We start from the raw sequence: 25,873 nt of genomic DNA, 5'->3' as shown, positions 1-25,873 counted from the left end.
TTACGCCTCTTCGGCCAGCTTCTTGGCCTTGGCGACCGCTTCCTCGATGCCGCCGACCATGTAGAAGGCTGCTTCCGGAAGGTGATCGTATTCGCCTTCGACGACGGCCTTGAACGACTTCACGGTGTCTTCGAGCTGGACGAACTTGCCCGGGATGCCGGTGAAGACTTCCGCGACGTGGAACGGCTGCGAAAGGAACTTCTGGATCTTGCGGGCGCGGGCGACAGTGAGCTTATCTTCTTCCGAAAGCTCGTCCATGCCCAGGATCGCGATGATGTCCTGAAGCGACTTGTACTTCTGCAGGGTTTCCTGAACGCGGCGGGCGGTCTCGTAGTGCTCGGCACCGACGACGCGGGGCTCAAGAACGCGCGAGGTCGAGTCGAGCGGGTCGACGGCCGGGTAGATGCCCAGTTCCGAAATGGCGCGGTTCAGCGTGGTCGTTGCGTCCAAGTGGGCGAACGAGGTGGCCGGCGCCGGGTCGGTAAGGTCGTCCGCGGGAACGTAGATCGCCTGGACCGAGGTGATCGAGCCCTTGGTGGTCGAGGTGATGCGTTCCTGCAACTGGCCCATGTCGGTCGACAGGGTCGGCTGATAGCCCACGGCCGAAGGAATACGGCCGAGCAGGGCCGACACTTCCGCACCCGCCTGGGTGAAGCGGAAGATGTTGTCGACGAAGAACAGAACGTCCTGGCCTTCCTGGTCGCGGAAGTACTCGGCCATGGTCAGGCCCGAAAGAGCGACGCGGGCGCGGGCGCCCGGCGGCTCGTTCATCTGGCCGAACACGAGAGCAACCTTCGAACCTTCCGACACGGCGTTGCCTTCGGCGTCCTTGGCGATAACGCCGGCGTCGAGGAACTCGTGGTAGAGGTCGTTGCCTTCACGGGTACGTTCACCGACGCCCGCGAAGACCGAGACGCCGCCGTGGCCCTTGGCGATGTTGTTGATCAGTTCCTGGATGAGAACCGTCTTGCCCACGCCGGCGCCGCCGAACAGGCCGATCTTGCCGCCCTTGGCGTAAGGCGCGAGAAGGTCGATGACCTTGATGCCGGTGACCAGGATCGCCGCTTCGGTCGACTGGTCGACGAAGGGCGGGGCTTCGGCGTGGATCGGGGCGAACATGTCCGAGCCGACCGGGCCGCGCTCGTCGATGGGATCGCCGACGACGTTCATGATGCGGCCGAGCGTCTTGGGGCCGACCGGCACCGAGATCTGCTTGCCGGTGTTCGACACGGGCTGGCCGCGGGTCAGACCGTCGGTGCCGTCCATGGCGATGGTGCGCACGGTGTTCTCGCCGAGGTGCTGGGCGACTTCGAGAACCAGCTTCTGGCCGTTGTTCTCGGTCTCCAGCGCGGAGAGGATGGCGGGCAGTTCGCCTTCGAAGGTCACGTCGACGACGGCGCCGATGACCTGGCTGATCTTGCCGGTAGAAGTTTGGTTGAGCACGGGTGCAGTGGCCATTTCGGTTTCCTTGCCTGCGATGACTTAAAGCGCTTCCGCGCCAGCAATGATTTCGACGAGTTCGGTGGTGATCGCAGCCTGGCGGGTGCGATTGTAGACGATGGTCAGCTTCTTGATCAGGTCACCGGCGTTGCGGGTGGCGTTGTCCATCGCCGTCATCGACGCACCCTGTTCGGACGCGGCGTTTTCCAGCAGGGCGCCGAACAGCTGGGTGCGCAAGTAGCGCGGCAGCAGCGCGGCGAGGATTTCCTCTTCCTCCGGCTCGTATTCGGTCACCGCATCCGCACCGGCGGTAGCGGCCACCGCCTTGGGAGCGGGGACGGGAATGATCTGCTGGTCTGTCGGCTCCTGCAGCAGGGCCGACCGGAACTTCGAGTAGAACAGATGCGCCACGTCGAACTTGCCGGCTTCGTACATCGCCACCAGTTCGTTGGCGATACGCTCGGCTTCGTCGAAGCCGGGGTCACGCACATCGGTGGTGTCGAACATGTGAGCGATCTGCTTCGGGAACTCGCGGCGCAGCGGCGCGCGGCCCTTGCGACCGACGAGGTAGAACAGGACGGTCTTGCCCTGTGCTTCCAGTTCACGCGCCTTGACGCGGGCAGCCTTGACGATGTTCGAGTTGAACGCGCCGCACAGGCCCTTGTCCGAGTTCGCGACGACAAGCAGATGCACCTTGTCGCTGCCGGTGCCGGCGAGCAGCTTGGGGCTGTTCTCGCTGACAGTGATCTTGGACGCGAGCGAGCCCATGACCTCTGCGAGGCGGGCGGCGTAGGGACGCGCGGACTCCGCGGCGGCCTGCGCCTTGCGCAGCTTGGCCGCGGCGACCATCTGCTTGGCCTTGGTGATCTTCTGGGTCGACTTGACCGAGTTGATGCGGCCCTTGAGTTCCTTGAGCGAAGCCACTCGTTGTTCCTCGTTTCGTCTTCCCCGGGATGGTCCGGGACCGGTGGGCCATCTTCAGGAAATGCCTCGCAGGGAGGTCGGTCCCGATGATGGCCCGCGATCCCGGCTTACACCGGGATGACGGTTTCTCTTAAGCGAACTGCTTGGCGAAGGCGTCGAGCGCGGCCTTGGTCTTGCTCTTGGCTTCGTCGCCGAAGTCCTTGGTCGAGCGGATCAGCGCGAGGACATCGGCATGCTGTTCGTGCATGAAGTCGAGCATTTCGGCTTCATACTCGGTGACCTTGGCGACCGGCAGGCCGTCGAGGTAGCCGTTGGTGCCGGCGAAGATCGACACGGTCTGCTCTTCGAACGACAGCGGCGAGAACTGCTTCTGCTTGAGCAGTTCGGTCAGGCGCGCACCGCGGTTGAGGAGCTTCTGGGTCGAGGCGTCGAGGTCCGAACCGAACTGGGCGAAGGCCGCCATTTCGCGGTACTGGGCCAGCTCCAGCTTGATCGAGCCGGCAACCTTCTTCATCGCCTTGGTCTGGGCCGAACCGCCGACGCGCGACACCGACAGACCCACGTTGATGGCCGGACGGATGCCCTGGTAGAACAGGCCGGTTTCCAGGAAGATCTGGCCGTCGGTGATCGAGATCACGTTGGTCGGAATGTAGGCCGAGACGTCGCCGGCCTGCGTTTCGATGATCGGAAGCGCGGTGAGCGAGCCGTTGCCGTTCTCGTCGTTCATCTTCGCGGCGCGCTCAAGCAGGCGGCTGTGGAGATAGAACACGTCGCCCGGATAGGCTTCGCGGCCCGGAGGACGGCGCAGCAGCAGCGACATCTGGCGGTAGGCGACGGCCTGCTTGGAAAGGTCATCATACACGATCACGGCGTGCATCGCGTTGTCGCGGAAGAATTCGCCCATCGCGGCGCCGGTGTAAGGCGCGAGATACTGCAGCGGAGCGGGCTCCGAAGCGGTGGCGGCGATGACGATGGAGTATTCCATCGCGCCGTTCTCTTCGAGCTGGCGCACGATCTGCGCGACGGTCGAGCGCTTCTGGCCGACGGCAACGTAGATGCAGTAAAGCTTCTTGGATTCGTCGTCGCCTGCGTTCGCTTCCTTCTGGTTGATGAAGGTGTCGATGGCGACGGCGGTCTTGCCGGTCTGGCGGTCACCGATGATCAGTTCGCGCTGGCCGCGGCCGACGGGAACGAGCGCGTCGATCGCCTTGAGGCCGGTCTGCACGGGTTCGTGCACCGACTTGCGCGGGATGATGCCGGGAGCCTTGGCTTCGACGCGGGCGCGCTTCTCGGCGACGATCGGGCCCTTGCCGTCGATCGGGTTGCCGAGGGCGTCCACCACGCGGCCGAGCAGGCCCTTGCCGACGGGAACGTCGACGATGGTGTTGGTGCGCTTGACGCTGTCGCCTTCCTTGATCTCGGCGTCCGAGCCGAAGATCACGACGCCGACGTTGTCGGCTTCGAGGTTGAGGGCCATGCCCTGAACGCCGTTGGCGAATTCGACCATTTCACCGGCCTGGACCTTGTCGAGGCCGTGGATGCGGGCGATGCCGTCACCGACCGACAGAACCGAGCCGACTTCGGAAACCTGGGCTTCGGTGCCGAAGCTGGCGATCTGGTCCTTGATGACCTTCGAGATTTCTGCTGCGCGGATATCCATTGTTCTGCCTTTCTTAGCCCTTCATGGCCTGGGCGAGCGAATTGAGACGGGTGCGGATCGAGCTGTCGATGCGCTTGGAGCCGATGGTGACGACGAGACCGCCGAGCAGGTCCGGATCAACCTTGGTGCTGACCTTGACCTTGCGACCCTCGCGCAGTTCCAGCTTCTGGCGCAGCTGCTCGACCTGCTGGTCGTCCAGGGCGTGAGCCGACGTGACTTCGGCAGTCGATTCACCGCGCTGGGCGGCGGCGATCGAAGCGAAGGCGCGGATGATCTCGGGAAGGGCGACGAGACGGCGATTGGCCGCCAGAACGCCCAGGAAGTTCCTGGTCAGCGGCGCAAGGCCGAGGACATCGGCAACGGCTTCGATGGCCGCGCCGGCAGCCTTGCGGCTGATTTCGGGGTTGCGAATCAGCTCGGCCAGATCGGCGCTTTCGCTGATGGCGAGGGCGATCTTTTCGAGGTCGGATTCGACCGTCGTTACGACGCCGTTCTCGCTGGCAAGATCAAACAGCGCCGAAGCGTAGCGTCCTTGCAAGCTGGCCTTGATGCCGCCGGAATTCTCCACGCGTGTCCTATCCTTACATCGGGTGGGCTGGGACACTTTGGGGCGCACGACAATGACGTGCCCCCCGGCCCGCAGACGGGGCGCGCATAGCGACGATAGTGTTACGATGCAAGCTATGGGAGGCGGCCTGACCACAATGGTTGGGAAAGCGCTTTAAAAGCAAGGGGCGGGAAGTATCGCCGCAGCGGCTGCTGCAAGGTTGGGACAAACGAACCAATGGAGTTTGCCATGACCTATCGAATCATCGGTTTGCCGAAAGATCGGTTCGCACCGTTTTTCGCGATGGACGCGCAGGAACTGGAGAAAAACGGGATGCGGCGCGTGATCGCGACCTCCCGTCCGGGCTATCCGTGCCGTGTCAGCCTGCAGGATGCCGAGCCGGGCGAAAGCCTGATCCTGGCGAATTTCGTCAGCCATGATGTCGCCGGTCCCTATCGCAGCGCCTATGCGATATATGTAAGGGAGAACGCGGCGGAGGCCCAGCCGCATGTCGACCGGCTGCCACCGGTGTTCGCCGGTCGCACGCTTTCGTTGCGGGGCTTCGACCGGGAGGGGATGCTGGTCCGGGCCAGACTGGCAGGACCGGGCGAGATCGAGGAAGCGATCGGGGCCTTGTTCGAAGATCCCGCGATTGCCGGGATTCACGCTCACAATGCCGCTTACGGCTGCTTTGCCGCGCGGATCGAACGCCATGGAGAGATGCAGTGACCGTCCTGGACATCCCCGTAAGCGAGGACCGCGCCTGGCAGGCCGTGCAGTCGCGCGACCGCACGTTCGACGGCCGCTTCGTCACCGGCGTGCTGACCACCGGCATTTACTGCCGCCCCTCCTGCTCGGCGCGGCACCCCCGGCGCGAGAATGTGCGGTTCTTCCCGGATGCCGGCGAAGCGGAGCAGTTCGGCCTGCGCGCCTGCATGCGCTGCCGGCCCAACGATGTCTCGCGCGACGAGGAAGCGGTGACGATAGCGCTGCGGTTGCTCGATTCCGATGAGGAGCGAACGCCGGGCCTTGCCGAGCTGGCCGAGGCGACGGGCTATAGTCCGACGCATTTCCAGCGGGTGTTCAAGCGCGCGGTCGGTCTGTCGCCGGCGGAATATCTCCGGGCGAAGCGGGTCGCGCGTGCCGGCGATGCCCTGAGCAGCGGCGCGAGCGTGACCGAGGCGATCTACGAGGCCGGGTTCGGCGCCAGCTCGCGGTTCTACGAGGCAAGCGAGGGCAGGCTGGGCATGACGCCTTCGGCCTGGCGCGAGGGTGGGCGCGGCGTGACCATCCACTGGGCCGTCGTTCCCACCAGCCTCGGCGCCATGCTGGTGGCGGCGACCGGGAAGGGCGTGTGCCGGCTCTCCTTCGAGGAAGGGCGCGAGGAACTGGCCGCGCGGTTTCCGAATGCGGAACTGGTGGAAGGCGGCAGCGACTTTGCGCACCTGCTGGCAAGCGTTGTCGCGGCGGTGGAGCAGCCGGGGCAGTCGCGGGTGATCCCGCTCGATGTGCAGGGCACGGCATTTCAGGAGGCGGTCTGGCGCGAGCTGCAGCGCATTCCCGCCGGCGAGACGCGCAGCTATGCCCAGATTGCGGCGGCGGTCGGCAAGCCGGGCGCGGTGCGCGCGGCAGGCTCGGCGAACGGGGCCAACAATGTCGCGGTGCTCATTCCCTGCCACCGAGTGATCCGCACCGACGGGTCGATCGGCGGCTATGCCTACGGCGAGGAGATCAAGCGGGAACTGCTCAAGCGGGAGCGGGGGTGAACGGCAAGGCCCTCGCCGCGCATCGATCCGGCGCGGTGAATTTCACACGAACGAATAAGGATCGATGTCGATGTTCACCCGCACACCGCGGGGGAACTGCAGCGGTTCCAGCCATTCGCGCAAGGTCTTCTGCAATTCGGCCGAGCGACGGGCATTGATCAGCAGGCGGAACCGATGACGGCCGCGGAGCAGCGATAGCGGGGCAGGGGCCGGGCCGAGCACCAGCATGTCGGGATGGTTGGGCGCCGTGCCGCCAATGGCGCGGGCGGCGGCTTTCGCCTCGGACTGGTCTTCCGAGGAAACGATGATCGCCGCCCAGCGTCCGAAGGGGGGCGCACCCGCATCGCGGCGGGCCTCGGTCTCGGCGGCGTAGAATGCGTCCCGGTCGCCGGCGGCCAGTGCCGAGATCACCGAGGCTTCCGGATGGCGCGTCTGGATCAGCACTTCGCCCGGCTTTTCGCCGCGGCCCGCGCGCCCGGCGACTTGGGCGACCTGTTGGTAGGTGCGCTCCGCCGCCCGCAAGTCGCCGCCCTCCAGGCCCAGGTCGGCATCGACCACGCCCACCAGGGTGAGATCGGGGAAGTGGTAGCCCTTGGTCACGAGCTGCGTGCCGACGATGACGTCGATCGCCTTACCCTCCGCCTTGGCGACGAATTCGCCGACGGCCTCGGCCGTGTTCATCGTATCGGACGTGACGAGCGCGACACGGGCCTCGGGCAGGATCTCGGCGACTTCGTCGGCAATGCGCTCGACCCCCGGCCCGCAGGCGACCAGGCAGTCTCCGGTGCCGCATTCGGGGCAGGCCGCGGGCACCGGCACTTCATGGCCGCAGTGGTGGCAGGCCAGGCGCTGCGAGAAGCGGTGCTCCACCAGCCAGGCCGTGCAGTTCGGGCACTGGAAACGGTAGCCGCAGTGACGGCACAGCGTCAGCGGCGCGTAACCGCGGCGGTTGAGGAACAACAGGGACTGTTCGCCGCGCGCCAGCCGCGCCTTCATTTCCTCCACCAGGCGCGGGGCGAGCCACTTGCCGCGCTCGGGCGGCTCCTGGCGCAAGTCGAGGATCTGGATGTCGGGCAGTTGCGCGCCGCCGAAGCGCGAGGGCAGGTCGACCTTGCGATAGACGCCTGCCTCGGCCAGCTGCATCGATTCGAGCGCGGGTGTCGCGCTGGCGAGCACGACCGGTATCCCTTCGAACTTGGCGCGCATCACCGCCACGTCGCGCGCGTTGTAGCGCACCCCGTCGTCCTGTTTGAACGAGACTTCGTGAGCCTCGTCGACCACGATCAGGCCGAGGCGGGCATAAGGCAGGAACAGCGCCGACCGCGCGCCGACCACGACTTGCGCCTCGCCCGCCACGATGGCGCGCCAGGCGCGGCGCCGCTCGCTGGATTTCAGTGAAGAATGCCAGAGGATCGGCGGCACGCCGAAGCGGTGCTCGAAGCGGCGCAGGAAATTCTCGGTCAGCGCGATCTCGGGCAGCAGGACCAGGATCTGCCGTCCGCGCCGCAGCGCCTCGGCCACGGCCTCGAAATAAGTCTCGGTCTTTCCAGAGCCGGTCACGCCGTCGAGCAGGAACGGCGCGAACGCATCGGCGCGAACGGCCTCGACGAAGATGTCGGCCGCTTCCTGTTGACCGTCCGACAGCATGGGCTGGGCATGTTCGGGCCGGGCGCGGGCATAAGGACGGTCGAGATCGACGACCACCGGCTCCAGCAGGCCCGCGCCGACCATGCCGCGCAGAACGCCGTCCGACACCGAGGCCAGCTCGGCCAGTTCCTTGATCGAGGCCTGCTCGCCCTGGAGAGCGTCCAGCGCGGCGGCGCGTTGCGGGGTGAGCCGGGCGGGCTCCTGTCCGGTCAGGCGGTATTCGGTGGTGGTGCCGCCGCCGCGCAGCGCCGCCATGCTGCCCAGCGCCATGCGCGCCACGGACGAAAGCGAGGCGCAGTAGTAGTCCGCGGTCCATTCGATGAGGCGCCGCAGACGCTCCGGCAGGGGCGGCACGGGCATGACTTCCAGCAGGGGGCGCAGTTTCGATTCAGGCACTTCCTGCGTGTTCAGGCGTTGCGGCTCCCAGACGATGCCGAGCACCTGCCTCGGCCCGAGGGGCGCAACCACCACGGAGCCGAATTCTATCGCCATGCCTTCGGGGACGCGGTAGTCGAGGACGCCCAGTGCGGCGTTGAAGACGAGGATTCGGACGCGTTTCATGTAGGTTGCATATAGGCACTGCTGTCCGGGGGCGTGAAGGAGTTGATGATGGTGAACTGGGGAACAGGGGATAATTCGGCAGCCATGGGCGCTTCGGCGGAAGCGGACATGGATGTCGAAACCGGCGCGGCAAGCGCGTTTCGGTCCGACTGGAGCCGCCGCGGCGTGCTCATCGGCATGCTTGCAACCGGAGTGCTGATGCTGCCGGGCTGCTCGACTCTCGCGACGGGTTCGGGCCTGGGCTCGGGCTCTTCGGCCGGCGCGGACCCCGTACGCCGCCTCATGCGCTTTTCCTCGGAACGGGCTTTCGCCTGGCTCGGCCAGCCCGAGGGCTTCTGGACCAGCCCCGTGGCCCGCATCCCGATGCCGGTGCTGTTCGACCGCCCCGGGCGCACGACCACGGGCGTGCTCAAGTCGAAGGCCTTCCGCGACAAGCTTCAGTATCAGCTCAACCTCTTCGCGACGCCCGGCGCGCGCGTGGCCGGTCCGCTGGTGCTCAAGACCGTGCAGAGCGTCGCCATCCCGAATCCGGCCGAAGTGATGGCAGGCGGCAATACCGCGGCCACCACGCTGCTGCGCCGCGCGATGGGGCCGGCGCTCGTCAACGCCATGATCCCCGAGATCGAGCGCGCCATGAAGGAGGCGCAGGACCCCACGCTGAACCAGGCGATCGCCGCGCTGAAGGGCGTGACCGTCCAGGACACCGCCCATGCCCTCGCGCTCGATGCCGACAACGGCATCTGGTACGAGATCGGTGCGGCCGAGGCGGCAATCCGCCAGGATCCGGCCGATACCAACGATGCCGTGCTGATCGGCGCGTTCAAGAAGGCCTGACCGGCCGGCCGCTCCGGCGGCCGCAAGGCGCAGGGTAGCGGGGAAGGGCGCGCTTCCCTATAGGGGGCGCCAGAATCGACGGGCAGCGCGACGCCGCCCGTCGCAGCCCCGCACCCACAGGAACCGCGCCATGAAGTTCTTCGTCGACACCGCAGACACCAACGACATCGCCGATCTGGCCGCCACCGGCCTGCTCGACGGCGTTACCACCAACCCCTCGCTGATCGCCAAGTCCGGCCGCGACTTCCTGGAAGTCACCAAGGAAATCTGCGGTCTGGTCGATGGTCCGGTCAGCGCCGAAGTCGTTGCGCTCGACCATGAAGGCATGATGCGCGAGGCCGAAATCCTCCGCAAGATCGCCGACAACGTCTGCATCAAGGTGCCGCTCACCATCGACGGCCTGAAGACCTGCAAGAAGCTGACCAGCGACGGCACGCTCGTCAACGTCACGCTCTGCTTCTCGGCCAACCAGGCCCTGCTCGCAGCCAAGGCCGGCGCGAGCTTCGTCTCGCCCTTCGTCGGCCGTCATGACGACAACGGCTTCGACGGCATGGACCTGATCCGCGACATCCGCCTGATCTACGACAACTACGCGTTCGAGACCGAGATCCTCGCGGCTTCGATCCGCCACCCGGTCCACGTCCTCGAATGCGCCCGCATCGGCGCCGACGTCGCGACGATGCCGCCGGCCGTCATCAAGAACCTCGTGAAGCACGTCCTCACGGACAAGGGCATCGAAGGCTTCATGGCCGACTGGGCCAAGACCGGCCAGTCGCTCTGAAATTGACGTCCCTCTGACTTGACGTCGCTCTGACTTGACGCCGCTCTGATCTGAAGCCGTTCCGGCCCGAGGTCAGGGCAGCATGGATCGTCGTCCCGGACCGCGTCCGGGACGACCTCTTGCTCCCAACCGATCCTTCCCGGCTTGCACCCGGCGGACTATGTCGCCATTGAGCGGTCATGTCCGATGAAACACCCGTCGATCGCTTCAAGCTGGCCCTGACTGGCGCTTCGCGCGCCATCGCGCAGGATGCCGAAGTCGAGGTCAACTGGACCGCCGACGCTCCAAGCTCCACCGGCCAGACGTTCCGCGTGCCGATGCCGGGCCGCTCGATTCCGCAGGCGGCCGCCATGCAGGCGCGCGGCTATGCCGACAGTTTCGCGCTCAGGCTGCGCCATCACAACGACAGGCTGCACATGCGCAATGCGCCCGCCGATCCTTCGGCCCGGGCCTGCTACGATGCGGTGGAGGCCGTGCGCTACGAGGCGCTGGGCGCCAATCACTACGAGGGCATGCGCGCCAACCTCGATGCCTCGCTGGAAGCGCGCATCGCCAGCGATCCGATCTCGCGGGCGGACAGCCCGGACGGCGTGCCGATCCCGACCGCGCTGGCGCTCATGCTGCGCGAGCGTCTGACCGGCCAGCCAGTGCCGGAATCGGCCCAGTTCGGCGTCGACATGGTCCGCCGCTGGATCGAATCGAAGGCGGGTGACGATTTCGAGGCGCTGGCCGATTCCATCGAGAACCAGAAAGCCTTCCAGAAGCTCTCGCTCGACATGCTCATGCACCTGGAGATGACCCAGGCCGAGCAGATCGAACAGCCGCCCGAAGAGTCCGAGGACATGGACGGCGACGAGGAGACCGAGGAAGACGAAACCGGCGACGAAAGCGGCAAGGAGGAGCAGTCCACCGAGATGGCCGCCGAGCCGTCGAGCGGTCAGGACGAGGGCGAGAGCGAGGCCGAGGGCGAGAACTCGGACGAGATGGACGACGGCGAAGAGGGACAGGAAGGCGAGGAGGGCATGATGCCCGTGCGCCCGAACCGACCCTGGACCGACATTCCCGACAGCTTCGACTATCAGGTCTTCACCGAGGCCTTCGACGAAGTGGTGGTCGCTTCCGAACTGTGCGACGACGAGGAACTGACCCGTCTGCGTGCTTATCTCGATGCCCAGCTCAAGGGGTTGCAGGGCGTGGTGACGCGCCTTGCCAACCGGCTCCAGCGCCGCCTCATGGCCCAGCAGAACCGTTCGTGGGACTTCGACCAGGAAGAGGGCATGCTCGATGCCGCGCGGCTCGCCCGCGTGGTCGTCTCGCCCGGACAGTCGCTGTCCTACAAGATCGAGCGCGATGTCGAGTTCAAGGATACGATCGTCACCCTGCTGCTCGACAATTCCGGCTCGATGCGCGGTCGTCCGATCTCGATCGCGGCGATCAGCGCGGATGTGCTGGCGCGCACGCTGGAGCGCTGCGGCGTCAAAGTGGAGATCCTGGGCTTCACCACGCGCGCCTGGAAGGGCGGACAGAGCCGCGAATCCTGGCTGTCGAACGGGCGCCCCCAGCATCCGGGCCGCCTCAACGATCTTCGCCACATCATCTACAAGAAGGCCGACGAGCCGTGGCGCCGGGCGCGCAAGAATCTGGGCCTGATGATGCGCGAGGGCCTGCTGAAGGAAAATATCGACGGCGAGGCGCTGCTCTGGGCGCACAACCGCATGCTGGCCCGGCCCGAAGACCGGCGGATCATGATGGTGATCTCCGATGGCGCTCCGGTGGACGATTCGACGCTATCGGTGAACTCCGCGGGCTATCTCGAAGCGCACCTTCGCCGCGTGATCGAGTGGATCGAGACCAAGAGCCCGGTCCAGCTCGTCGCCATCGGCATCGGCCACGATGTGACGCGCTACTACCGCCGCGCCGTGACGATCATGGACGCCGAACAGCTCGGCGGGACCATGATCGAACAGCTCGCCGGACTGTTCGAAGAGGAAAAGGGCAGGAAATGAGGGCGTCCCGGACCTGGTCCGGGACTGCCGGCCTTTCTTCAGGGCGTCGCTTGCGCGGGAGCTTCCCGTTATCGGGATCCGTTCGGGTCGGCGTCCTCAAGGATTGACCTCGCCTCGGCCAGCCGCTTATGCCGCGGCGCATGACCGAAACCCAAAGCCTTACCCTGTTCAACAGCCTCACCCGCCAGCTGGAGCCGTTCCAGCCCGTCCATGAAGGCGAGGCGCGGGTCTACAGCTGCGGGCCGACGGTCTACAACTACCCCCATATCGGCAACATGCGCGCCTATGTCTTCGCGGACATCCTCGGCCGGACGCTGAGCCACAAGGGCTACAAGCTCACGCACGTCATCAACATCACCGATGTCGGCCACCTGACCGACGACGCCGATGCCGGTGAGGACAAGATGGAGAAGATGGCGCGCACCCAGGCGCAGTCCATCTGGGACATCGCGGCCCATTACACCCAGGCCTATTGGGCCGACATCAAGGCGCTCAATATCCGTCAGCCGGCGAAGTGGTCGATCGCGACCGACTATGTGCCGCAGATGATAGAATTTGCCGAGAAGATAGCTCCAACTCACTGCTACGAATTGGAAAGTGGTCTCTATTTCGACGTTTCCACCGTGTCCGACTACGGCCGCCTGGCCCGGGCCGTCACGGACGAGGGGGAGGGGCGCATCGAGGCTGTCGCGGGCAAGCGCAATGCGGCGGACTTCGCCATATGGCGCAAGACTCCATTGGGCGAGACGCGCCAGATGGAATGGGATTCGCCTTGGGGCAAAGGTGCTCCGGGATGGCATCTCGAATGCTCGGTGATGTCCGGCGACTTGCTCGGCTTTCCCTTCGACATCCACACCGGCGGCATCGATCACCGCGAGATCCATCACCCCAACGAGATTGCCCAGAACCAGGCATTCTGCTGCACCAATGGCCTCGACATGGCCGCAAATTCCGGTGCCAAGATATGGATGCACAACAATTTTCTGGTCGAACGCTCAGGCAAGATGAGCAAGAGCTCGGGTGAATTCCTGCGGCTGCAATTGCTGATCGACAAGGGCTACCACCCGCTCGGCTACCGCATGATGTGCCTGCAGGCGCACTATCGCTCGGAGCTGGAATTTTCGTGGGATGGGCTGGCCGCCGCGCTGGTTCGCCTCAAGCGCATGATCATCGTGATCGAGCGACTGGGCGACGTGGAGCCGGGCGATGCCGGCCATCCCAAGCTCGCGCCCATGCTCGAAACTTTCGAGAAGGCGGTGGGAGAGGATCTGAACACCGCCGTGGCGCTTACCGCGCTGGAAGACGTTCTGGCCGCCAAGAAAGTCGATCCCGGCGCCAAGCGGGCCGTGATCGAGGCGATGGACGCGGTGCTGGGTCTCGACCTGTTCGGCACCAGCCGCGCCGATCTTCGCCTTCGGCCCAAGGCGGCCGAGATCACCGAGGCCGAAATCGAGAGCGTCCTCGTCCAGCGCAAGGAAGCGCGCGCGCAGAAGGATTTCGCGACATCGGATGCCCTGCGCGACGCGCTGGCCGCGAAGGGCGTGGACGTGATGGACGGCGATCCGCTGGGCTGGGAATGGAAGCTCGGCTGACCGCTTGAGCGGGGCGGGACAGGGCTTGCAGTAAGCGCGGGCCAGGCCCCCTTGTCATCCCGGCTGGCCATCCCGATCAAGGTGCAAAGGCCTGAATTAGGCCGCCAATCGGAGTCCGTCCATGACCGCCGCCGTGATCAACGCCAAGTCGCGTGCCCTTCTTGAAGGGCGCTTGCCCGAGGGTGTGGAGCCGCTCTGGTTCGAAAGCGATGCGCAGCTGCTGCAACTGGCGCCGCGCGCGGAGATCGCCTGGCTCGATCCCGTATCGCCTGCCATCGCGGCCGAGTTCATTGCCGCTGCAGACAAGCTGACCTGGTACACGGCGCTGTCGTCTGGGGTCGACTGGCTTCCCCTGACGCTCCTTGTGGAGCGCGGCGTCCAGCTTACCAACGGTTCGGGCATTCATGCGCAGTCGGTGGCCGAATACGCGGTGATGGGGATGCTGTCGGTCGCCAAGGGCTGGCGCGAGGTGGTGCGGGCGCAAGATCGGCACCAGTGGCTGGCCCAGCCGCCGGGCAAGCGCGAACTGCTGGATTCGAAAGTCCTGGTGGTCGGCGCCGGCGAGATCGGCGGCCGGATCGCCGAACTCCTGCGCGTGTTCGGTGCGGACGTGACGGGCGTGCGCCGCCGTCCGGGACCGGGCGACCTGGCATCCGATGCCTGGCGCGCGGAACTCGGCCGATTCGACTGGGTCATCGCCGTCGTGCCCTCGACCCCGGAAACCCAGCGCATGTTCGGTGAGGCGGAGTTCTCCGCGATGAAGCCCGGCGCCGTCTTCCTCAACTTCGCGCGCGGGACGGTGATCGATCAGGACGCCCTGCTGGCCGCCATCGACTCGGGCCATCTGGGCGGCGCTTTCCTCGACGTGACGGAACCCGAGCCGCTTCCGGCCGACCATCCGCTCTGGTCGCGCGAAAATATCCATATTTCGATGCACCTGGCCGGCCGGGCGCAGGACACCCTGTACGAGCGCGGATCGGCGCGATTTCTCGCCAATCTTCAGCACTTCGTGCGCGGCGAGCCCCTGGACCATGTCGTCGATCTGTCGCGGGGTTATTGACCGGCCACTACTTTGGCCAGATGCCCGGCGTTGAATTCTTCGCCACATGCCCTGACACTACGACCTGAAATTCGGGATCAAGCGGAGGGAAGATGCACATGGCAGAGAGCGACAAGCGCAAGGCGTCCGATCTATTCATCGAATGCCTGGAGGCGGAGGGCGTCGAATATATCTTCGGCGTTCCGGGCGAGGAGAACCTCGATTTCCTCGATTCGCTTTCGCGGTCCAAACAGATCCGGCTGATCCTCACCCGGCACGAGCAAGGGGCGGGCTTCATGGCGGCCACTTATGGCCGCCATACCGGGAAAGTGGGCGTCTGCCTCTCCACACTCGGCCCGGGCGCGACCAATTTCGTGACCGCCGCGGCCTATGCGACGCTTGGCGGCATGCCGATGCTGATGATTACCGGGCAGAAGCCGATCAAGAAATCGAAGCAGGGGCGCTTCCAGATCCTGGACGTCGTTTCGATGATGCAGCCCATCACCAAGTACGCGCACCAGATGGCCAGTTCGGACAATATCCCGAGCCGCGTCCGCGAGGCGTTCCGCATCGCCGAGGAAGAGAAGCCCGGCGCCACCCATGTCGAACTGCCCGAGGACATTGCCGACGAATATACCGATTCGCGCCCGATTCCGCGCTCGACGGTGAGGCGGCCGACGGCTGACGCGAAGTCGATCGCACAGGCGGTGGAGGCCCTGCAGAAGGCGAAGCGCCCGGTGCTGGTGATCGGTGCAGGCGCCAACCGCAAGATGACCAGCAAGATGCTGGGCGAATTCGTCGAGAAGACCGGAATTCCTTTCCTCACCACGCAGCTCGGCAAAGGCGTGATCGACGAGCGCCATCCGCGCTTCCTGGGCTGCGCGGCGCTGTCCTCGGGCGATTTCGTTCACCGCGCGATCGAGGACGCCGACTGCATCGTCAATATCGGCCACGACGTGATCGAGAAACCGCCGTTCTTCATGCATAACGACGGTACGCGGAACGACCGCGTGGTGATCCACGTCTCGACCAAGACCGCGGAAGTCGATCCGGTCTATTTCCCGCACATCGAGGTGATCGGCGATATCGCCAACGCCGTATGGCAGATCAAGGAAGCCATCGCGCCGTCGGCGAAATGGAACTTCGATGCCATGCTCGGCTATCGCCAGGCCGAAGTGGAGCATACTGAAAAGCTGGCTGCCGACGAGCGCTTCCCGATCTTCCCGGCGCATCTCGTGAAGCAGGTTCGCAGCGCCTTGCCTGACGATGCGATCGTCTGCCTCGACAACGGCGTCTACAAATTGTGGTTTGCCCGCGGCTATTGCGCGTCCAAGCCCAATACCGTGCTGCTCGACAATGCGCTGGCATCGATGGGAGCAGGGCTGCCGTCTGCCATGGCCAGCGCGATGGTCTATCCGCACCGCAAGATCTTCGCGGTCTGCGGCGACGGCGGCTTCATGATGAACAGCCAGGAGATGGAAACGGCGGTTCGCCTGGGCCTCAACCTCACCGTGCTGATCCTGAACGACAATGCCTATGGCATGATTCGCTGGAAGCAGGCCAACATGGGCTTTGCCGATTTCGGGCTGACTTACGGCAACCCCGACTTCGTGAAATATGCAGAGAGCTATGGCGCCAGCGGCCACAGGGTGGAGAGCGCGGCCCATCTCAAGACACTGCTGGCCCACTGCCGCGATACACCGGGCGTCCATGTGATAGATTGCCCGGTCGACTATTCGGAAAACGATCGCATCCTGAACAGCGAGATCAGGGAGCTTTCGCTGGCCCTCTGAATGAAAACGGGAAGGCAGGGCGCGCGCCTGCCTTCCCGCAGCGTGGCTTTTTCCCGATCAGCAGTCTTCGAGCAGCAGAAGTTCGATCTCCACGGTCAGGCTGGGCGGCGGACCTGCCCGGTGGTCGGCTTCGGTCACCACCGCGTCCGCCACCAGGTGGCCGGAAATGGTGAATTCATGGTCGGGCAGAGCCGCGATCAGGTTCTCTCCGTCCTCGATGGCGTCCTCGCCCGCGAAAGTCAGCGCCACCGTATGGCGAGAGCCGGCGAAAGTGGCGCTTGTCCAGGGGCGTTCGGCGTGGCGCAGGAACTCGGCGCGGGAACCGGCGAGTTTGAGCAGGGCCGCAATCAAGGGCAGCCATGGTCCGCGCGCCGCATAGCGCTGCGCACCGTCGCCCAGGGCCTGTCGAGCCGATGCGAGCATCGCGCGGTCATGGGCAAAATTAACGTGCATGTGGGCTCTCCAGGTAAGTCGTCATGAAAAGTCGGATGCGTGCCGCGGTCCCGGCGCGGGGCCGGCGCCCGTTGCGTAAATCGCCGACGAATCGCGGATCGTGTGCAGCGAGGCGCCCGAACTTGGTCCACGGCATCCGGGTGAGGCGCAGGAAGCGCTCTATCTGGCGTAAAAGCATGGAACTTTGGGCTCCGGTGAGTGAGATTCGCGACTCGTGTTCCTAATATGTTCCAACCGAATGGGGCTTGTCTAGGAAATTTCCTACGACTAGGATTACATTATGGAAAACGCCGAAATTCGCCGCCGTTTGCTGGAACTTGCCGAGGAACGCGGTGCGAGCCTCTCGTCCCTGTCGCGAATGATCGGAAAAAATACCACTTATCTTCAGCAATTTATAAGAAAAGGCAGTCCGAGGAAGCTGGAGGAGGGGGATCGCGGCCAGCTTGCACGGTTCTTCGGAGTGGACGAATCGGAATTCGGGAAATCGAAGGAAAAATCCTACGTAAGCGACCGAAATTCCTACGCCGGTGATTGGGTGGACGTTCCGCGTCTTTCGATCGGCGCCTCCGCGGGGCCGGGCGCCTTGCCGGACGGGGAGGACGTGTTCGGAACGATCCGTTTCTCCCCCCGCTGGCTGCGTTCGATGGGGCTGCGCCCGGAAATGCTGTCGGCCATCGTGGTCAGCGGCGATTCGATGGAGCCGGTGCTGCGCGATGGCGACGAGATCCTCGTGGACCGCGACTGGCGGCCGCTGCGGGACGGCATCCATGTCGTCCGACTCGACGATACGGTGCTGGTGAAGCGACTGGAGGCCGGGCGGGCCGGACGCATCGCCTTGTTGAGCGATAATCCGGCCTATCGGCCTATCGAATGCGATCTCCAGGAAATCGAGGTGATCGGCCGCGTCGTGTGGAAGGGCGGGCGAATCTGAACGGCTCGCAGGCCTGACGGGGAGGGGCGCAAGGTTGCATTCCTCCCGGCTTGCGGCCATTTCCGCAGCCATGACCCAAACCAGCGAGAAGCCTCAGGAACAGTCGATGCGTGTCGGCATCATTCCCGTCACGCCGCTCCAGCAGAACTGTTCACTGCTGTGGTGCACCAGGACCATGCGCGGTGCCTTCGTCGATCCGGGAGGAGACCTTTCCAAGCTGCGGCAGGCTCTGGAAAAGACCGGGGTGACGCTGGAGAAGATACTCGTCACCCATGGCCATCTCGATCACTGCGGCATGGCGGGAATCTTCGCGAAGGAAATGGGCGTCCCGATCGAGGGGCCTCACGAAGAGGATCGGTTCTGGATATCCAAACTGGACGACGACGGTCCGCGCTGGAACATGGAAGCCGAGACGTTCGAGCCCGATCGCTGGCTCGAAGACGGCGACAGGGTGACCGTGGGCGAGCTGGAACTGGATGTCGTCCATTGCCCGGGGCACACGCCGGGGCACATCGTGTTCCATCATGCACCCAGCAAGTTCGCGATGGTGGGGGACGTGCTGTTCAAGGGCGGCATCGGCCGGTGGGATTTCCCGCGCGGCAATCTTCAGGATCTGGTCGAATCGATCACCGCGAAGCTCTGGCCGCTGGGTGACGAAGTGACGTTCGTCCCGGGCCACGGACCTATCAGCACGTTCGGAGACGAGCGGGCGAGCAATCCCTATGTCGGCGACGCGGCGCTGGAGCACGGCTTGCCGGGCTGAGGGCTGTGCCATTCCTCACGCTATTATAGGAGGGCGGTGCCGGTGCACCGCCCCTTTTCGTTTTAGAACCACCCCAGGGCGATCAGCACGGCCACGGCGGACAGTCCGGCCAAGGTGAGGACGGTTACGAGAACGCCGACCATGCGCAGCGGGTTGGGCCTGTCGATGTCCATGCCCAGGCCATGGGACACGCGGCCCAGCATGAAGAGCGAGCCGACGATGGCCAGCCAGATGCCGCCCTTTCCGGTCATTTCGATCGCTGCGGCCAGGATCAGCACGAAAGGCGTGCTTTCCACGAAATTGAGCTGCGCCCGCATGCGCCGCGCGAGAGGATCGTGGCCTCCGTCGCCGAACAGCACCTTTTCCCGCATGCGCATCTGGCCGATACGCGCTATATGCCAGAAGGTAATCACGCCGGCCGCGGCCGCGAGGCACAAAGTTGTCTGCAGAATCATGGTTCGAATTCCCCCTAGGTGGATTTCACGTTCATGCTGCGGGGAGGAACGGGTTGCAACTCGTGCGAAATCGGTTATAGGCGCGCCTTCGCAAGCCGCCGGTCCGCGAACACGGTTTCCGGCGGCCTTTTTGACATTCAATTCCAGGAACAGGTGCCGAAATGGCTGTCCCTAAAAGAAAAACGTCCCCGTCCCGCCGGGGCATGCGCCGCAGCCACGATGCTCTGCAGGTCGAAGCATTCCACGAATGCCCGAACTGCGGCGAACTGAAGCGCCCGCACAACCTCTGCAACGCTTGCGGCCACTACAACGGTCGTGAGATCGTCGCGGTCGAAGCTTAAGACCAAGACGATTTTCGGAGGTTGCCCATGAGTTTGCCGCGTATCGCTGTCGATGCGATGGGCGGCGACGAGGGCGTGCGCGTCATGATTGAAGGCGCTGCTCTCGCGCGCCGTCGTCACGATCGCTTCAAGTTCCTGTTGGTCGGTGACGAGCCGCGGATCAAGGCCGCGCTCGAAAGTCATCCGAATCTCAGGGCAAGTTCCGAGATATTGCACACTGAAGGCGTCATCAGTGGCGAGGATAAGCCCAGCCAGGCATTGCGCCGGGCCAAGGGCACCTCGATGGGACGCGCTATCGAGGCGGTGAAGGCGGGTGACGCCGGAGCCGCCGTCAGTGCCGGCAATACCGGCGCTTTGATGGCGATTTCCAAGCTCGCGTTGCGCACGATGCCCGGCATCGATCGCCCGGCGCTGGCTGCCCTGCTGCCGACTCTGGAAGATCATGACCTGGTCATGCTCGATCTCGGCGCCAATGCCGAGTGCGATGCGCGCAATCTCGTGCAGTTCGCGATCATGGGCGCTGCCTATGCCCGCGTCGCCACGGGCCGCGAGCACCCGCGCGTGCGCCTGCTGAACATCGGCACCGAGGAAACCAAGGGCACCGAAGACTTGCGCGACGCTGCGGCGATGCTCAAGGCCTCGGCCGCCGACCTGTCGATCTCGTTCGACGGTTTCACCGAAGCCGACAAGCTCGGCCGCGGGGACATGGACGTCGTCGTGACCGACGGTTTTTCGGGCAATGTCGCGCTCAAGGCTGTCGAAGGCACGGCGCGCTTCGTGGCAGACTTGCTGCGCCGCGGCTTTTCGAGTTCGCTGCGCTCGAAGATCGGTTTCCTGATCTCGAAGCCGGCCACCGAGCTGCTCAAGCATCACCTCGATCCCAACAATCATAACGGCGCGGTTTTCCTGGGCCTCAACGGCATCGTGGTGAAAAGCCACGGCGGTGCGAACGCCGCAGGCGTCGCCAATGCCGTGGCGGTTACCGCGCGCCTCCTGGAGGAAAACGTGACCGAGCGGATTTCCGCGGACCTTGCCCGTCTGGGCGGGACGTCCCTGCGCAAGCCTCGCGTCCAGGAAGAGAGTGCCTGATGATTCGTTCGGTTCTCGTCGGTACGGGTTCGGCCCTGCCGCGACGCGCGGTCAGCAATGCCGAACTCGCCGAGCGCGTCGACACCAGCGACGAATGGATCGTCGAGCGTACCGGCATTTCCAATCGCCACATCGCCGCGCCTGACGAAACGACCTCTAGCCTGGCCACCGATGCGGCCCGCAAGGCCATCGAGGCGGCCGGCTTCGAGGCTTCGTCGATCGACCTGATCGTGCTGGCCACGGCCACCCCTGACCAGACGTTCCCGGCCACGGCCACGATCGTCCAGAACAACCTCGGCTGCCGCGGCGGAATCGCTTTCGACGTTGCCGCCGTCTGCTCCGGTTTCCTCTACGCAGTGGGCGTTGCCGATTCGATGCTCCGCACCGGCATGGCCAAGCGGGCACTCGTCATCGGTTCGGAAACCTTCAGCCGCATTCTCGACTGGGAAGATCGCACCACTTGCGTTCTTTTTGGAGACGGCGCCGGGGCGATCGTTCTCGAAGCGCAGGAGCAGGGCGAAGAGGGTTCGCGCGGTATCCTGGCGACGCGGCTTCATGCCGATGGCGCGCACAACGAACTGCTCTATGTCGATGGCGGTCCCTCGACGACCGGCACCGTGGGCAAGTTGCGCATGAAGGGCCGTGAGGTCTTCCGGCACGCTGTTGTGAACCTGGCCGAAGTTCTCAAGGAAGTCCTTGAGGAAACAGGACATTCTCCTTCCGATATCGATTGGCTGGTGCCGCATCAGGCCAATGCCCGCATCCTCGATGCGACGGCGCGCAAGCTCAATCTGCCGGCCGAAAAGGTCGTGATGACGGTGGGCCAGCACGCCAATACTTCAGCTGCCTCGGTGCCTCTGGCGCTCGACCAGGCCGTTCGCGACGGCCGCATCGTGCAGGGCGATCTTGTCGTCCTCGAAGCGATGGGCGGCGGTTTCACCTGGGGCGCAAGCGTCGTTCGGATCTGATTCGGTGCTCCGTTATGGAGGATCGGGTGAACTGATGTGGGGGAGCATTGCTTTTCCCGCATTTTTTCATAATATTGTCCGGGGGGTTGTCGCACGGAGGGGATGCGGGACTTATGCGCTCCACGGACACATTGACGAGGGCCGAAATCGCTGAAGCCATCCACAGGAAGCTGGGATTGTCCAGATCCGAGTCGCTTGCGATGGTCGAAGCTATACTGCAGCATATGTCGGAAGCCCTTTCGGAGGGCGAAAATGTCAAGATTTCCGGGTTCGGGACTTTCCTGCTTCGCGACAAGGGCGAACGGATCGGCCGTAATCCGAAAACCGGCGTGGAGGTGCCGATTACGCCTCGCCGGGTCATGACATTCCGGGCCAGTCAGATGCTGAAGGACCGCATTACCGACTGATCCGGTTCCGGCATCACGTTGGTTATACGGAGAATTCTGCCATGACTGCGATCGAAGCGAACCGTCCGGAAGCGACCATCGTCAATGATGGAGCGTCCGGGACGGGGGTCTTCAACGACGGCAAGGCGCACGATGCGCTGCGCACGATCGGTGAAGTGACGAAGGCATTGGGCATTCGCCAGCATGTCCTGCGTTACTGGGAAGAGCAGTTTCCTGCCCTTCAACCGATCAAGCGCAGCGGCAATCGTCGCTATTACCGGCCGGAAGACGTCCTGCTGATCGCCGAGATCGACCGACTGGTCAATCGCGAGGGCTATACCTTGCGCGGTGCGCGCATGGCTCTTGAGGAGCCGGCATCGGTGGAGACCGGCGCCGTGAGTGATCGACTCGCGGAGGCGGCGCCTGCAGGCGCGTCCGATTCCTTCATTCAGGAACTGCTCGGAATTCGCCTTCGACTGGCACGGGCGCTGGCCGCGGCCTGACAGGGCCGAGGCGGTACGCCGCGTTCCGGCTTAATCCAGCGCGCTGGGCCCCAGTTCGGGGTCGAGGTCGCGTGGGCGGGTGAGATGCACCAGCCGGCCTGTGCCTTCGGCGATCTCGTCCCAGGATTCGATGTCCAGTTCCACCACGGCATAAGCGGCGGTGGGAAATTTTTCCTCGACCACATCGCGCATCGGGCTGCTGCCGTCGTCCGGCACGAGATCGAAGATCAGGTCTTCGAGGCCCGGATTGTGCCCTATCAGCATGATCGAGCGCGGATCGCCCGCCTGTTCGCGCAGGAGGTCGATCAAGGTGGCGGAACTGGCAAGGTAAATCCGGCGATCCCAGGTGATCGGCGGCATTTCGCCCGCGGCTTCTCCGGCCAATTCGATCGTCTGGGTGACGCGAACGGCGGGGGAGGCGAGGATGCGCTTCCAGCCCACGGCGTGGTCGCGGATGTGCAGGCCGATCAGGGCGGCGCCCTTGCGGCCGCGCCCGTTGAGCGGGCGGTCGAAGTCCCGGAGGCGGGCATCGTGCCAGTCCGATTTGGCGTGTCTTAGGATTCCGAGGGTTTTCATCGAGGCTTTCGGTTCGCTGATCGGTCAAATGGGCGGTTGGCTGGGCGGGGCTTCGGCGGTGCCGGCTGCCTCGTCTGGTTTTTCGCTCCCCCCGGAACTGCTCCCTGCTGAACTGTTCTCTCCTGAACCATTCCAGCTCACGCGTTGCAAGGCTTCCTCCAGCGAAATGCGGAGCACCGGCGTGCCGGCCGGGAAGGCGCTGAGCAGCCGCGAGGGGAATGCCGAAGACAATACCACGAAGTGCCCGCGGTCGCCGCGGCTGCGGATGAGCCGGCCGAAAGCCTGGGCCAGCTTGGCGCGGATCAGGCTGTCGTCATAGGAGGAGCCGCCGCCGGCCAGCCGGCGCGCGCGGTGCAGGATGGTCGGGCGCGGCCAGGGAACCTGTTCCATGATGACCAGTCGCAGCGATTCTCCGGGAACGTCCACTCCGTCGCGCAGGGCATCGGTGCCCAGCAGCGAAGCGGCCGGATCGTCGCGGAAGATGTCGACCAGGGTGCCGGTGTCGATCGGATCGACGTGCTGCGCATAGAGCGGCAGGCCCGCGCGGGCGAGTCGATCGGCGATGCGGCCGTAGACAGCGCGCAGGCGCCGGATCGCCGTGAACAATCCGAGCACGCCGCCGCCCGCCGATTCGATCAGCCGCGCATAGGCCCCGGCCAGCGCCGGAATATCGCCGCGCGGGATATCGTTGACGATCAGCACTTCGGCCTGTGCGGCATAGTCGAACGGGCTGAGATGCTCCGAAAGCCGGGGCGCCACTTCGATATGGGCGGCGCCGGAACGGGCGATGGCCTTGTCCCAGCTCTCGCCGTCGCGCAGCGTCGCCGAAGTCATGACGACGCCGTGGGCCGGTTCCAGCACGACGCTGGCGAAGGGCTTCATCGGGTCCAGCCAATGGCGATGAATGCCGACGTCGTATTCGCGCGCCTCGGAACGATCGAGGGCGAGCCAATCGACGAATTCGGGATCGGCGGGTCCATTGAGGCGGCCCAGCATGGATTCCCAGGCGAGCAACAAGTCGACGCGCCAGGACAGGGACTGGCGCGCGCCTTCGATCCGGGCGCGGCCCTGGCCGTCCAGCCAGTCAGGTCCGTCCTCCAGCAGGGCTTCAAGGCGCAGCCCTAACCGGACGAGGGGCTGGCGCAGTTCGCCGAGCGCCTCGCGCGCTGCCTCGGTCACTTCCGCGAAGGCGCCCTCCAGCCCCGCCGCTTCGGTTTCGAGGCCGTAGCCGGCCTCCTGTCCGCCGCTTTCGTCGCGCGCGTAGACGGTGGCGCGTACCGCCGCGAGCAGTTCCTCGATCGGACCGGAAGGCTCACCTTCGGTCAGGCGCTGCATCCAGCCGTCGCCGGGAAGCGCTTCGGCGGCGGCGCGCGCGGCCTCGATCGCCTTGGCGCCGGCTTCATCGTAGCTGGCGACATCGGCGAGACGGGCGGAGAGGCCGCGCCGTCTGCCGCGCGAGGCTTTCTCGGGACCGATCACCCAGCGGCGCAGTTCGATGGCTTCGCTGCCGGTGAGGGCTGCCGCGAAAGTCGAGTCGGCGGCGTCGAAGACGTGATGGCCTTCGTCGAAGACGATGCGCGTGGGACGCGCGGCGTGATCGCGCCCGCGTGCGGCGTTGATCATGACCAGCGCGTGGTTGCCGATCACCAGGTCCGCCCCGGCGCTGGCGCGCGCGGCGCGCTCGATGAAGCATTTGCGATAATGCGGGCAGCCCGCATAGACGCATTCCCCGCGGCGGTCGGTGAGCGCGGTGATGCCGCGTTGGCGGAACAGCGTGCCGAGCCAGCCCGGCAGGTCGCCGCCGATCATGTCGCCGTCCTGGGTATAGGCGGCCCAGCGCGCCACGAGCTGCGCGAGAATCGCCGCGCGGCCGGCGAAACCGCCTTGCAGCGCATCTTCCAGATTGAGCAGGCAGAGGTAGTTCTCGCGCCCCTTGCGCACGACGACGGGCCGCGAGCCGTCCGCGCGCCGGTCCGGCCAGGCGCGGCGGCTTTCCTTGCGAAGTTGGCGCTGCAGGGCCTTGGTGTAAGTGGAAACCCAAGTGGTGCCGCCCGACAAGCCGCTCCAGAGCGAAGCCGGCGCGAGATAGCCGAGCGTCTTGCCGATGCCGGTTCCGGCCTGGGCCAGGAGGACGTGCGGCCGGCCCGAGGACTGGCGCGGGGCGAAGGCGGCGGCGGCCTCGGCAGCATAGGCCTGCTGGGTCGGTCTCTGCTCCGCGTCGCTGCCGGTCAGCTCCGCAAGGCGTTGCAGCACTTCGCCGCGTTCCAGCGTGACTTGCCGGGGCTGGGGCAGTTCCGGGCTCTCCTCCCATTCGGGCAGGCGCGTGAAGAGCCAGCGTTCGGCGCGCTCGGGCCGGGCGACACGCGGGTTGAGCAGGGTAGCCCAGGGCCAGCGCATGCGGGTGAGCGATTGCAGTGCGGTCCAGGCGCCTTCGCGCTCGGGCCAGTGGGGACTCTCGCAAATGTCGAGCAGGGCGCCGGCCGCTTCCTGAAGCAGGCGCGGCACGTCGGCATCGTCCTTCGGTTCTGCGAGGCCAAGCGCATGGGCAAGGCCCTTGGGCGTCGGCACCACGAACCGGGCCGGGTGCATGAAGGCGTAGAGTTCCAGCAGGTCGAGCCCCGAGAGATCGGGATAGCCGAGACGCGTGGCGATGAGCGGAGCGTTGAGAATCAGCAGCGGCGTGTCCGCCGCCGACATGACCGCCTCGCCCTTGGAAACGGGACGCGTTCTGCCGGCTCCGTCGCGCATCCAGGAACCGCCATGGCTGGCGTGAAGGGCGGGGAGGGGCAGGGCGGCCATGGTGATCGTCTTAGGCAAG

Annotated in this window: 24 protein-coding genes; 15 read left to right on the top strand and 9 right to left on the bottom strand. The window is 65.4% G+C overall.

Going from position 1 to position 25,873, the window contains the following annotated elements:
* From atpD to AC1VV3_RS03235, 4 genes are all read right to left on the bottom strand, one after another.
* Positions 1 to 1,458: a F0F1 ATP synthase subunit beta gene (atpD, locus tag AC1VV3_RS03250; RefSeq protein ID WP_132263019.1), complete on the bottom strand. Its 1,458-nt coding sequence runs from the start codon at positions 1,456 to 1,458 to the stop codon at positions 1 to 3.
* 24 nt (positions 1,459 to 1,482) lie between these two features.
* On the bottom strand, positions 1,483 to 2,364 hold the full coding sequence (locus tag AC1VV3_RS03245) for a F0F1 ATP synthase subunit gamma (RefSeq protein WP_132263017.1): 882 nt from the start codon (positions 2,362 to 2,364) through the stop codon (positions 1,483 to 1,485).
* Between the two features lie 130 nt (positions 2,365 to 2,494).
* On the bottom strand, positions 2,495 to 4,024 hold the full coding sequence (gene atpA, locus AC1VV3_RS03240; RefSeq protein WP_132263015.1) for a F0F1 ATP synthase subunit alpha: 1,530 nt from the start codon (positions 4,022 to 4,024) through the stop codon (positions 2,495 to 2,497).
* A 13-nt stretch (positions 4,025 to 4,037) separates the two neighbouring features.
* Positions 4,038 to 4,592: a F0F1 ATP synthase subunit delta gene (locus AC1VV3_RS03235; protein WP_132263014.1), complete on the bottom strand. Its 555-nt coding sequence runs from the start codon at positions 4,590 to 4,592 to the stop codon at positions 4,038 to 4,040.
* 228 nt (positions 4,593 to 4,820) lie between these two features.
* Here AC1VV3_RS03235 and AC1VV3_RS03230 point away from each other — a divergent pair, with 228 nt between their 5' ends.
* Both AC1VV3_RS03230 and ada read left to right on the top strand, forming a co-directional pair.
* A complete protein-coding gene (locus AC1VV3_RS03230) occupies positions 4,821 to 5,300 on the top strand; it encodes a DUF1203 domain-containing protein (RefSeq protein WP_431567008.1) in 480 nt (159 codons plus the stop codon).
* The gene (gene ada / locus AC1VV3_RS03225) at positions 5,297 to 6,337 is read left to right on the top strand and encodes a bifunctional DNA-binding transcriptional regulator/O6-methylguanine-DNA methyltransferase Ada (protein WP_431567007.1); all 1,041 of its coding nucleotides are present in this window, start codon (positions 5,297 to 5,299) and stop codon (positions 6,335 to 6,337) included. Before AC1VV3_RS03230 ends, ada begins: the two co-directional genes overlap by 4 nt.
* A gap of 42 nt (positions 6,338 to 6,379) precedes the next feature.
* On the opposite strand, the gene AC1VV3_RS03220 is transcribed toward ada, so the two are convergent.
* Complete coding sequence (locus tag AC1VV3_RS03220; protein ID WP_132263010.1) at positions 6,380 to 8,545, bottom strand: primosomal protein N'; 2,166 nt, start codon at positions 8,543 to 8,545, stop codon at positions 6,380 to 6,382.
* A 51-nt stretch (positions 8,546 to 8,596) separates the two neighbouring features.
* Between AC1VV3_RS03220 and AC1VV3_RS03215 the strand changes: the two genes are divergently transcribed.
* The 6 genes from AC1VV3_RS03215 to AC1VV3_RS03190 all read left to right on the top strand — a co-directional run bounded on the left by AC1VV3_RS03215 (position 8,597) and on the right by AC1VV3_RS03190 (position 16,590).
* Entirely contained in the window at positions 8,597 to 9,379 is a 783-nt protein-coding gene (locus tag AC1VV3_RS03215) for a DUF4197 domain-containing protein (protein ID WP_482961953.1), read from the top strand.
* 130 nt (positions 9,380 to 9,509) lie between these two features.
* Positions 9,510 to 10,160, top strand: coding sequence for a fructose-6-phosphate aldolase (fsa, locus tag AC1VV3_RS03210; RefSeq protein ID WP_132263009.1), 651 nt, complete (start codon positions 9,510 to 9,512; stop codon positions 10,158 to 10,160).
* Between the two features lie 179 nt (positions 10,161 to 10,339).
* Positions 10,340 to 12,166, top strand: a complete 1,827-nt coding sequence (cobT, locus tag AC1VV3_RS03205) for a cobaltochelatase subunit CobT (RefSeq protein ID WP_431567428.1) — start codon at positions 10,340 to 10,342, stop codon at positions 12,164 to 12,166.
* Between the two features lie 140 nt (positions 12,167 to 12,306).
* Complete coding sequence (gene cysS / locus AC1VV3_RS03200; RefSeq protein ID WP_431567429.1) at positions 12,307 to 13,758, top strand: cysteine--tRNA ligase; 1,452 nt, start codon at positions 12,307 to 12,309, stop codon at positions 13,756 to 13,758.
* A 121-nt stretch (positions 13,759 to 13,879) separates the two neighbouring features.
* A complete protein-coding gene (locus AC1VV3_RS03195; RefSeq protein WP_431567430.1) occupies positions 13,880 to 14,818 on the top strand; it encodes a D-2-hydroxyacid dehydrogenase in 939 nt (312 codons plus the stop codon).
* A 98-nt stretch (positions 14,819 to 14,916) separates the two neighbouring features.
* The gene (locus AC1VV3_RS03190) at positions 14,917 to 16,590 is read left to right on the top strand and encodes an acetolactate synthase large subunit (protein WP_431567431.1); all 1,674 of its coding nucleotides are present in this window, start codon (positions 14,917 to 14,919) and stop codon (positions 16,588 to 16,590) included.
* 57 nt (positions 16,591 to 16,647) lie between these two features.
* Here AC1VV3_RS03190 and AC1VV3_RS03185 read toward each other — a convergent pair whose 3' ends face one another.
* Complete coding sequence (locus tag AC1VV3_RS03185; RefSeq protein ID WP_431567432.1) at positions 16,648 to 17,043, bottom strand: hypothetical protein; 396 nt, start codon at positions 17,041 to 17,043, stop codon at positions 16,648 to 16,650.
* Between the two features lie 280 nt (positions 17,044 to 17,323).
* Between AC1VV3_RS03185 and AC1VV3_RS03180 the strand changes: the two genes are divergently transcribed.
* Both AC1VV3_RS03180 and AC1VV3_RS03175 read left to right on the top strand, forming a co-directional pair.
* The gene (locus AC1VV3_RS03180) at positions 17,324 to 17,974 is read left to right on the top strand and encodes a S24 family peptidase (RefSeq protein ID WP_431567433.1); all 651 of its coding nucleotides are present in this window, start codon (positions 17,324 to 17,326) and stop codon (positions 17,972 to 17,974) included.
* A gap of 70 nt (positions 17,975 to 18,044) precedes the next feature.
* A complete protein-coding gene (locus AC1VV3_RS03175; protein ID WP_431567434.1) occupies positions 18,045 to 18,737 on the top strand; it encodes an MBL fold metallo-hydrolase in 693 nt (230 codons plus the stop codon).
* Between the two features lie 62 nt (positions 18,738 to 18,799).
* Here AC1VV3_RS03175 and AC1VV3_RS03170 read toward each other — a convergent pair whose 3' ends face one another.
* Positions 18,800 to 19,192 (bottom strand): MAPEG family protein, encoded by a 393-nt coding sequence (locus AC1VV3_RS03170; RefSeq protein ID WP_132262994.1) that lies wholly within the window; start codon positions 19,190 to 19,192, stop codon positions 18,800 to 18,802.
* Between the two features lie 161 nt (positions 19,193 to 19,353).
* Between AC1VV3_RS03170 and rpmF the strand changes: the two genes are divergently transcribed.
* The 5 genes from rpmF to AC1VV3_RS03145 all read left to right on the top strand — a co-directional run bounded on the left by rpmF (position 19,354) and on the right by AC1VV3_RS03145 (position 22,479).
* Complete coding sequence (gene rpmF, locus AC1VV3_RS03165; protein WP_132262993.1) at positions 19,354 to 19,533, top strand: 50S ribosomal protein L32; 180 nt, start codon at positions 19,354 to 19,356, stop codon at positions 19,531 to 19,533.
* 27 nt (positions 19,534 to 19,560) lie between these two features.
* On the top strand, positions 19,561 to 20,622 hold the full coding sequence (plsX, locus tag AC1VV3_RS03160; protein WP_132262991.1) for a phosphate acyltransferase PlsX: 1,062 nt from the start codon (positions 19,561 to 19,563) through the stop codon (positions 20,620 to 20,622).
* A complete protein-coding gene (locus AC1VV3_RS03155) occupies positions 20,622 to 21,590 on the top strand; it encodes a beta-ketoacyl-ACP synthase III (RefSeq protein ID WP_132262989.1) in 969 nt (322 codons plus the stop codon). The genes plsX and AC1VV3_RS03155 overlap by 1 nt, the downstream gene beginning before the upstream one ends.
* Positions 21,591 to 21,703: 113 nt before the next feature.
* Positions 21,704 to 21,997, top strand: a complete 294-nt coding sequence (locus AC1VV3_RS03150; RefSeq protein WP_132262987.1) for an integration host factor subunit alpha — start codon at positions 21,704 to 21,706, stop codon at positions 21,995 to 21,997.
* 41 nt (positions 21,998 to 22,038) lie between these two features.
* The gene (locus AC1VV3_RS03145; RefSeq protein WP_431567435.1) at positions 22,039 to 22,479 is read left to right on the top strand and encodes a MerR family transcriptional regulator; all 441 of its coding nucleotides are present in this window, start codon (positions 22,039 to 22,041) and stop codon (positions 22,477 to 22,479) included.
* Between the two features lie 30 nt (positions 22,480 to 22,509).
* On the opposite strand, the gene AC1VV3_RS03140 is transcribed toward AC1VV3_RS03145, so the two are convergent.
* The gene (locus tag AC1VV3_RS03140; protein WP_132262983.1) at positions 22,510 to 23,055 is read right to left on the bottom strand and encodes a SixA phosphatase family protein; all 546 of its coding nucleotides are present in this window, start codon (positions 23,053 to 23,055) and stop codon (positions 22,510 to 22,512) included.
* Positions 23,056 to 23,079: 24 nt separating this feature from the next.
* Positions 23,080 to 25,854, bottom strand: coding sequence for an ATP-dependent DNA helicase (locus AC1VV3_RS03135; RefSeq protein WP_431567436.1), 2,775 nt, complete (start codon positions 25,852 to 25,854; stop codon positions 23,080 to 23,082).
* Positions 25,855 to 25,873: the final 19 nt, after the last annotated feature.

It is taken from the genome of Novosphingobium sp. BL-S-34, from assembly GCF_056857015.1.
This window is presented reverse-complemented; position numbering and strand designations above follow the sequence as displayed.

Bases quoted from the DNA above. Each gene is read 5' to 3' on its own strand.
- AC1VV3_RS03170 (WP_132262994.1), bottom strand. From the start codon at position 19,192: ATGATTCTGCAGACAACTTTGTGCCTCGCGGCCGCGGCCGGCGTGATT.
- AC1VV3_RS03190 (WP_431567431.1), top strand. From the start codon at position 14,917: ATGGCAGAGAGCGACAAGCGCAAGGCGTCCGATCTATTCATCGAATGC.
- fsa (WP_132263009.1), top strand. From the start codon at position 9,510: ATGAAGTTCTTCGTCGACACCGCAGACACCAACGACATCGCCGATCTG.
- AC1VV3_RS03145 (WP_431567435.1), top strand. From the start codon at position 22,039: ATGACTGCGATCGAAGCGAACCGTCCGGAAGCGACCATCGTCAATGAT.
- AC1VV3_RS03220 (WP_132263010.1), bottom strand. From the start codon at position 8,545: ATGAAACGCGTCCGAATCCTCGTCTTCAACGCCGCACTGGGCGTCCTC.
- AC1VV3_RS03150 (WP_132262987.1), top strand. From the start codon at position 21,704: ATGCGCTCCACGGACACATTGACGAGGGCCGAAATCGCTGAAGCCATC.
- AC1VV3_RS03155 (WP_132262989.1), top strand. From the start codon at position 20,622: ATGATTCGTTCGGTTCTCGTCGGTACGGGTTCGGCCCTGCCGCGACGC.
- AC1VV3_RS03140 (WP_132262983.1), bottom strand. From the start codon at position 23,055: ATGAAAACCCTCGGAATCCTAAGACACGCCAAATCGGACTGGCACGAT.
- AC1VV3_RS03135 (WP_431567436.1), bottom strand. From the start codon at position 25,854: ATGGCCGCCCTGCCCCTCCCCGCCCTTCACGCCAGCCATGGCGGTTCC.
- cysS (WP_431567429.1), top strand. From the start codon at position 12,307: ATGACCGAAACCCAAAGCCTTACCCTGTTCAACAGCCTCACCCGCCAG.
- cobT (WP_431567428.1), top strand. From the start codon at position 10,340: ATGTCCGATGAAACACCCGTCGATCGCTTCAAGCTGGCCCTGACTGGC.
- AC1VV3_RS03230 (WP_431567008.1), top strand. From the start codon at position 4,821: ATGACCTATCGAATCATCGGTTTGCCGAAAGATCGGTTCGCACCGTTT.
- rpmF (WP_132262993.1), top strand. From the start codon at position 19,354: ATGGCTGTCCCTAAAAGAAAAACGTCCCCGTCCCGCCGGGGCATGCGC.
- AC1VV3_RS03185 (WP_431567432.1), bottom strand. From the start codon at position 17,043: ATGCACGTTAATTTTGCCCATGACCGCGCGATGCTCGCATCGGCTCGA.
- atpA (WP_132263015.1), bottom strand. From the start codon at position 4,024: ATGGATATCCGCGCAGCAGAAATCTCGAAGGTCATCAAGGACCAGATC.
- AC1VV3_RS03195 (WP_431567430.1), top strand. From the start codon at position 13,880: ATGACCGCCGCCGTGATCAACGCCAAGTCGCGTGCCCTTCTTGAAGGG.
- plsX (WP_132262991.1), top strand. From the start codon at position 19,561: ATGAGTTTGCCGCGTATCGCTGTCGATGCGATGGGCGGCGACGAGGGC.
- atpD (WP_132263019.1), bottom strand. From the start codon at position 1,458: ATGGCCACTGCACCCGTGCTCAACCAAACTTCTACCGGCAAGATCAGC.
- AC1VV3_RS03175 (WP_431567434.1), top strand. From the start codon at position 18,045: ATGACCCAAACCAGCGAGAAGCCTCAGGAACAGTCGATGCGTGTCGGC.
- AC1VV3_RS03180 (WP_431567433.1), top strand. From the start codon at position 17,324: ATGGAAAACGCCGAAATTCGCCGCCGTTTGCTGGAACTTGCCGAGGAA.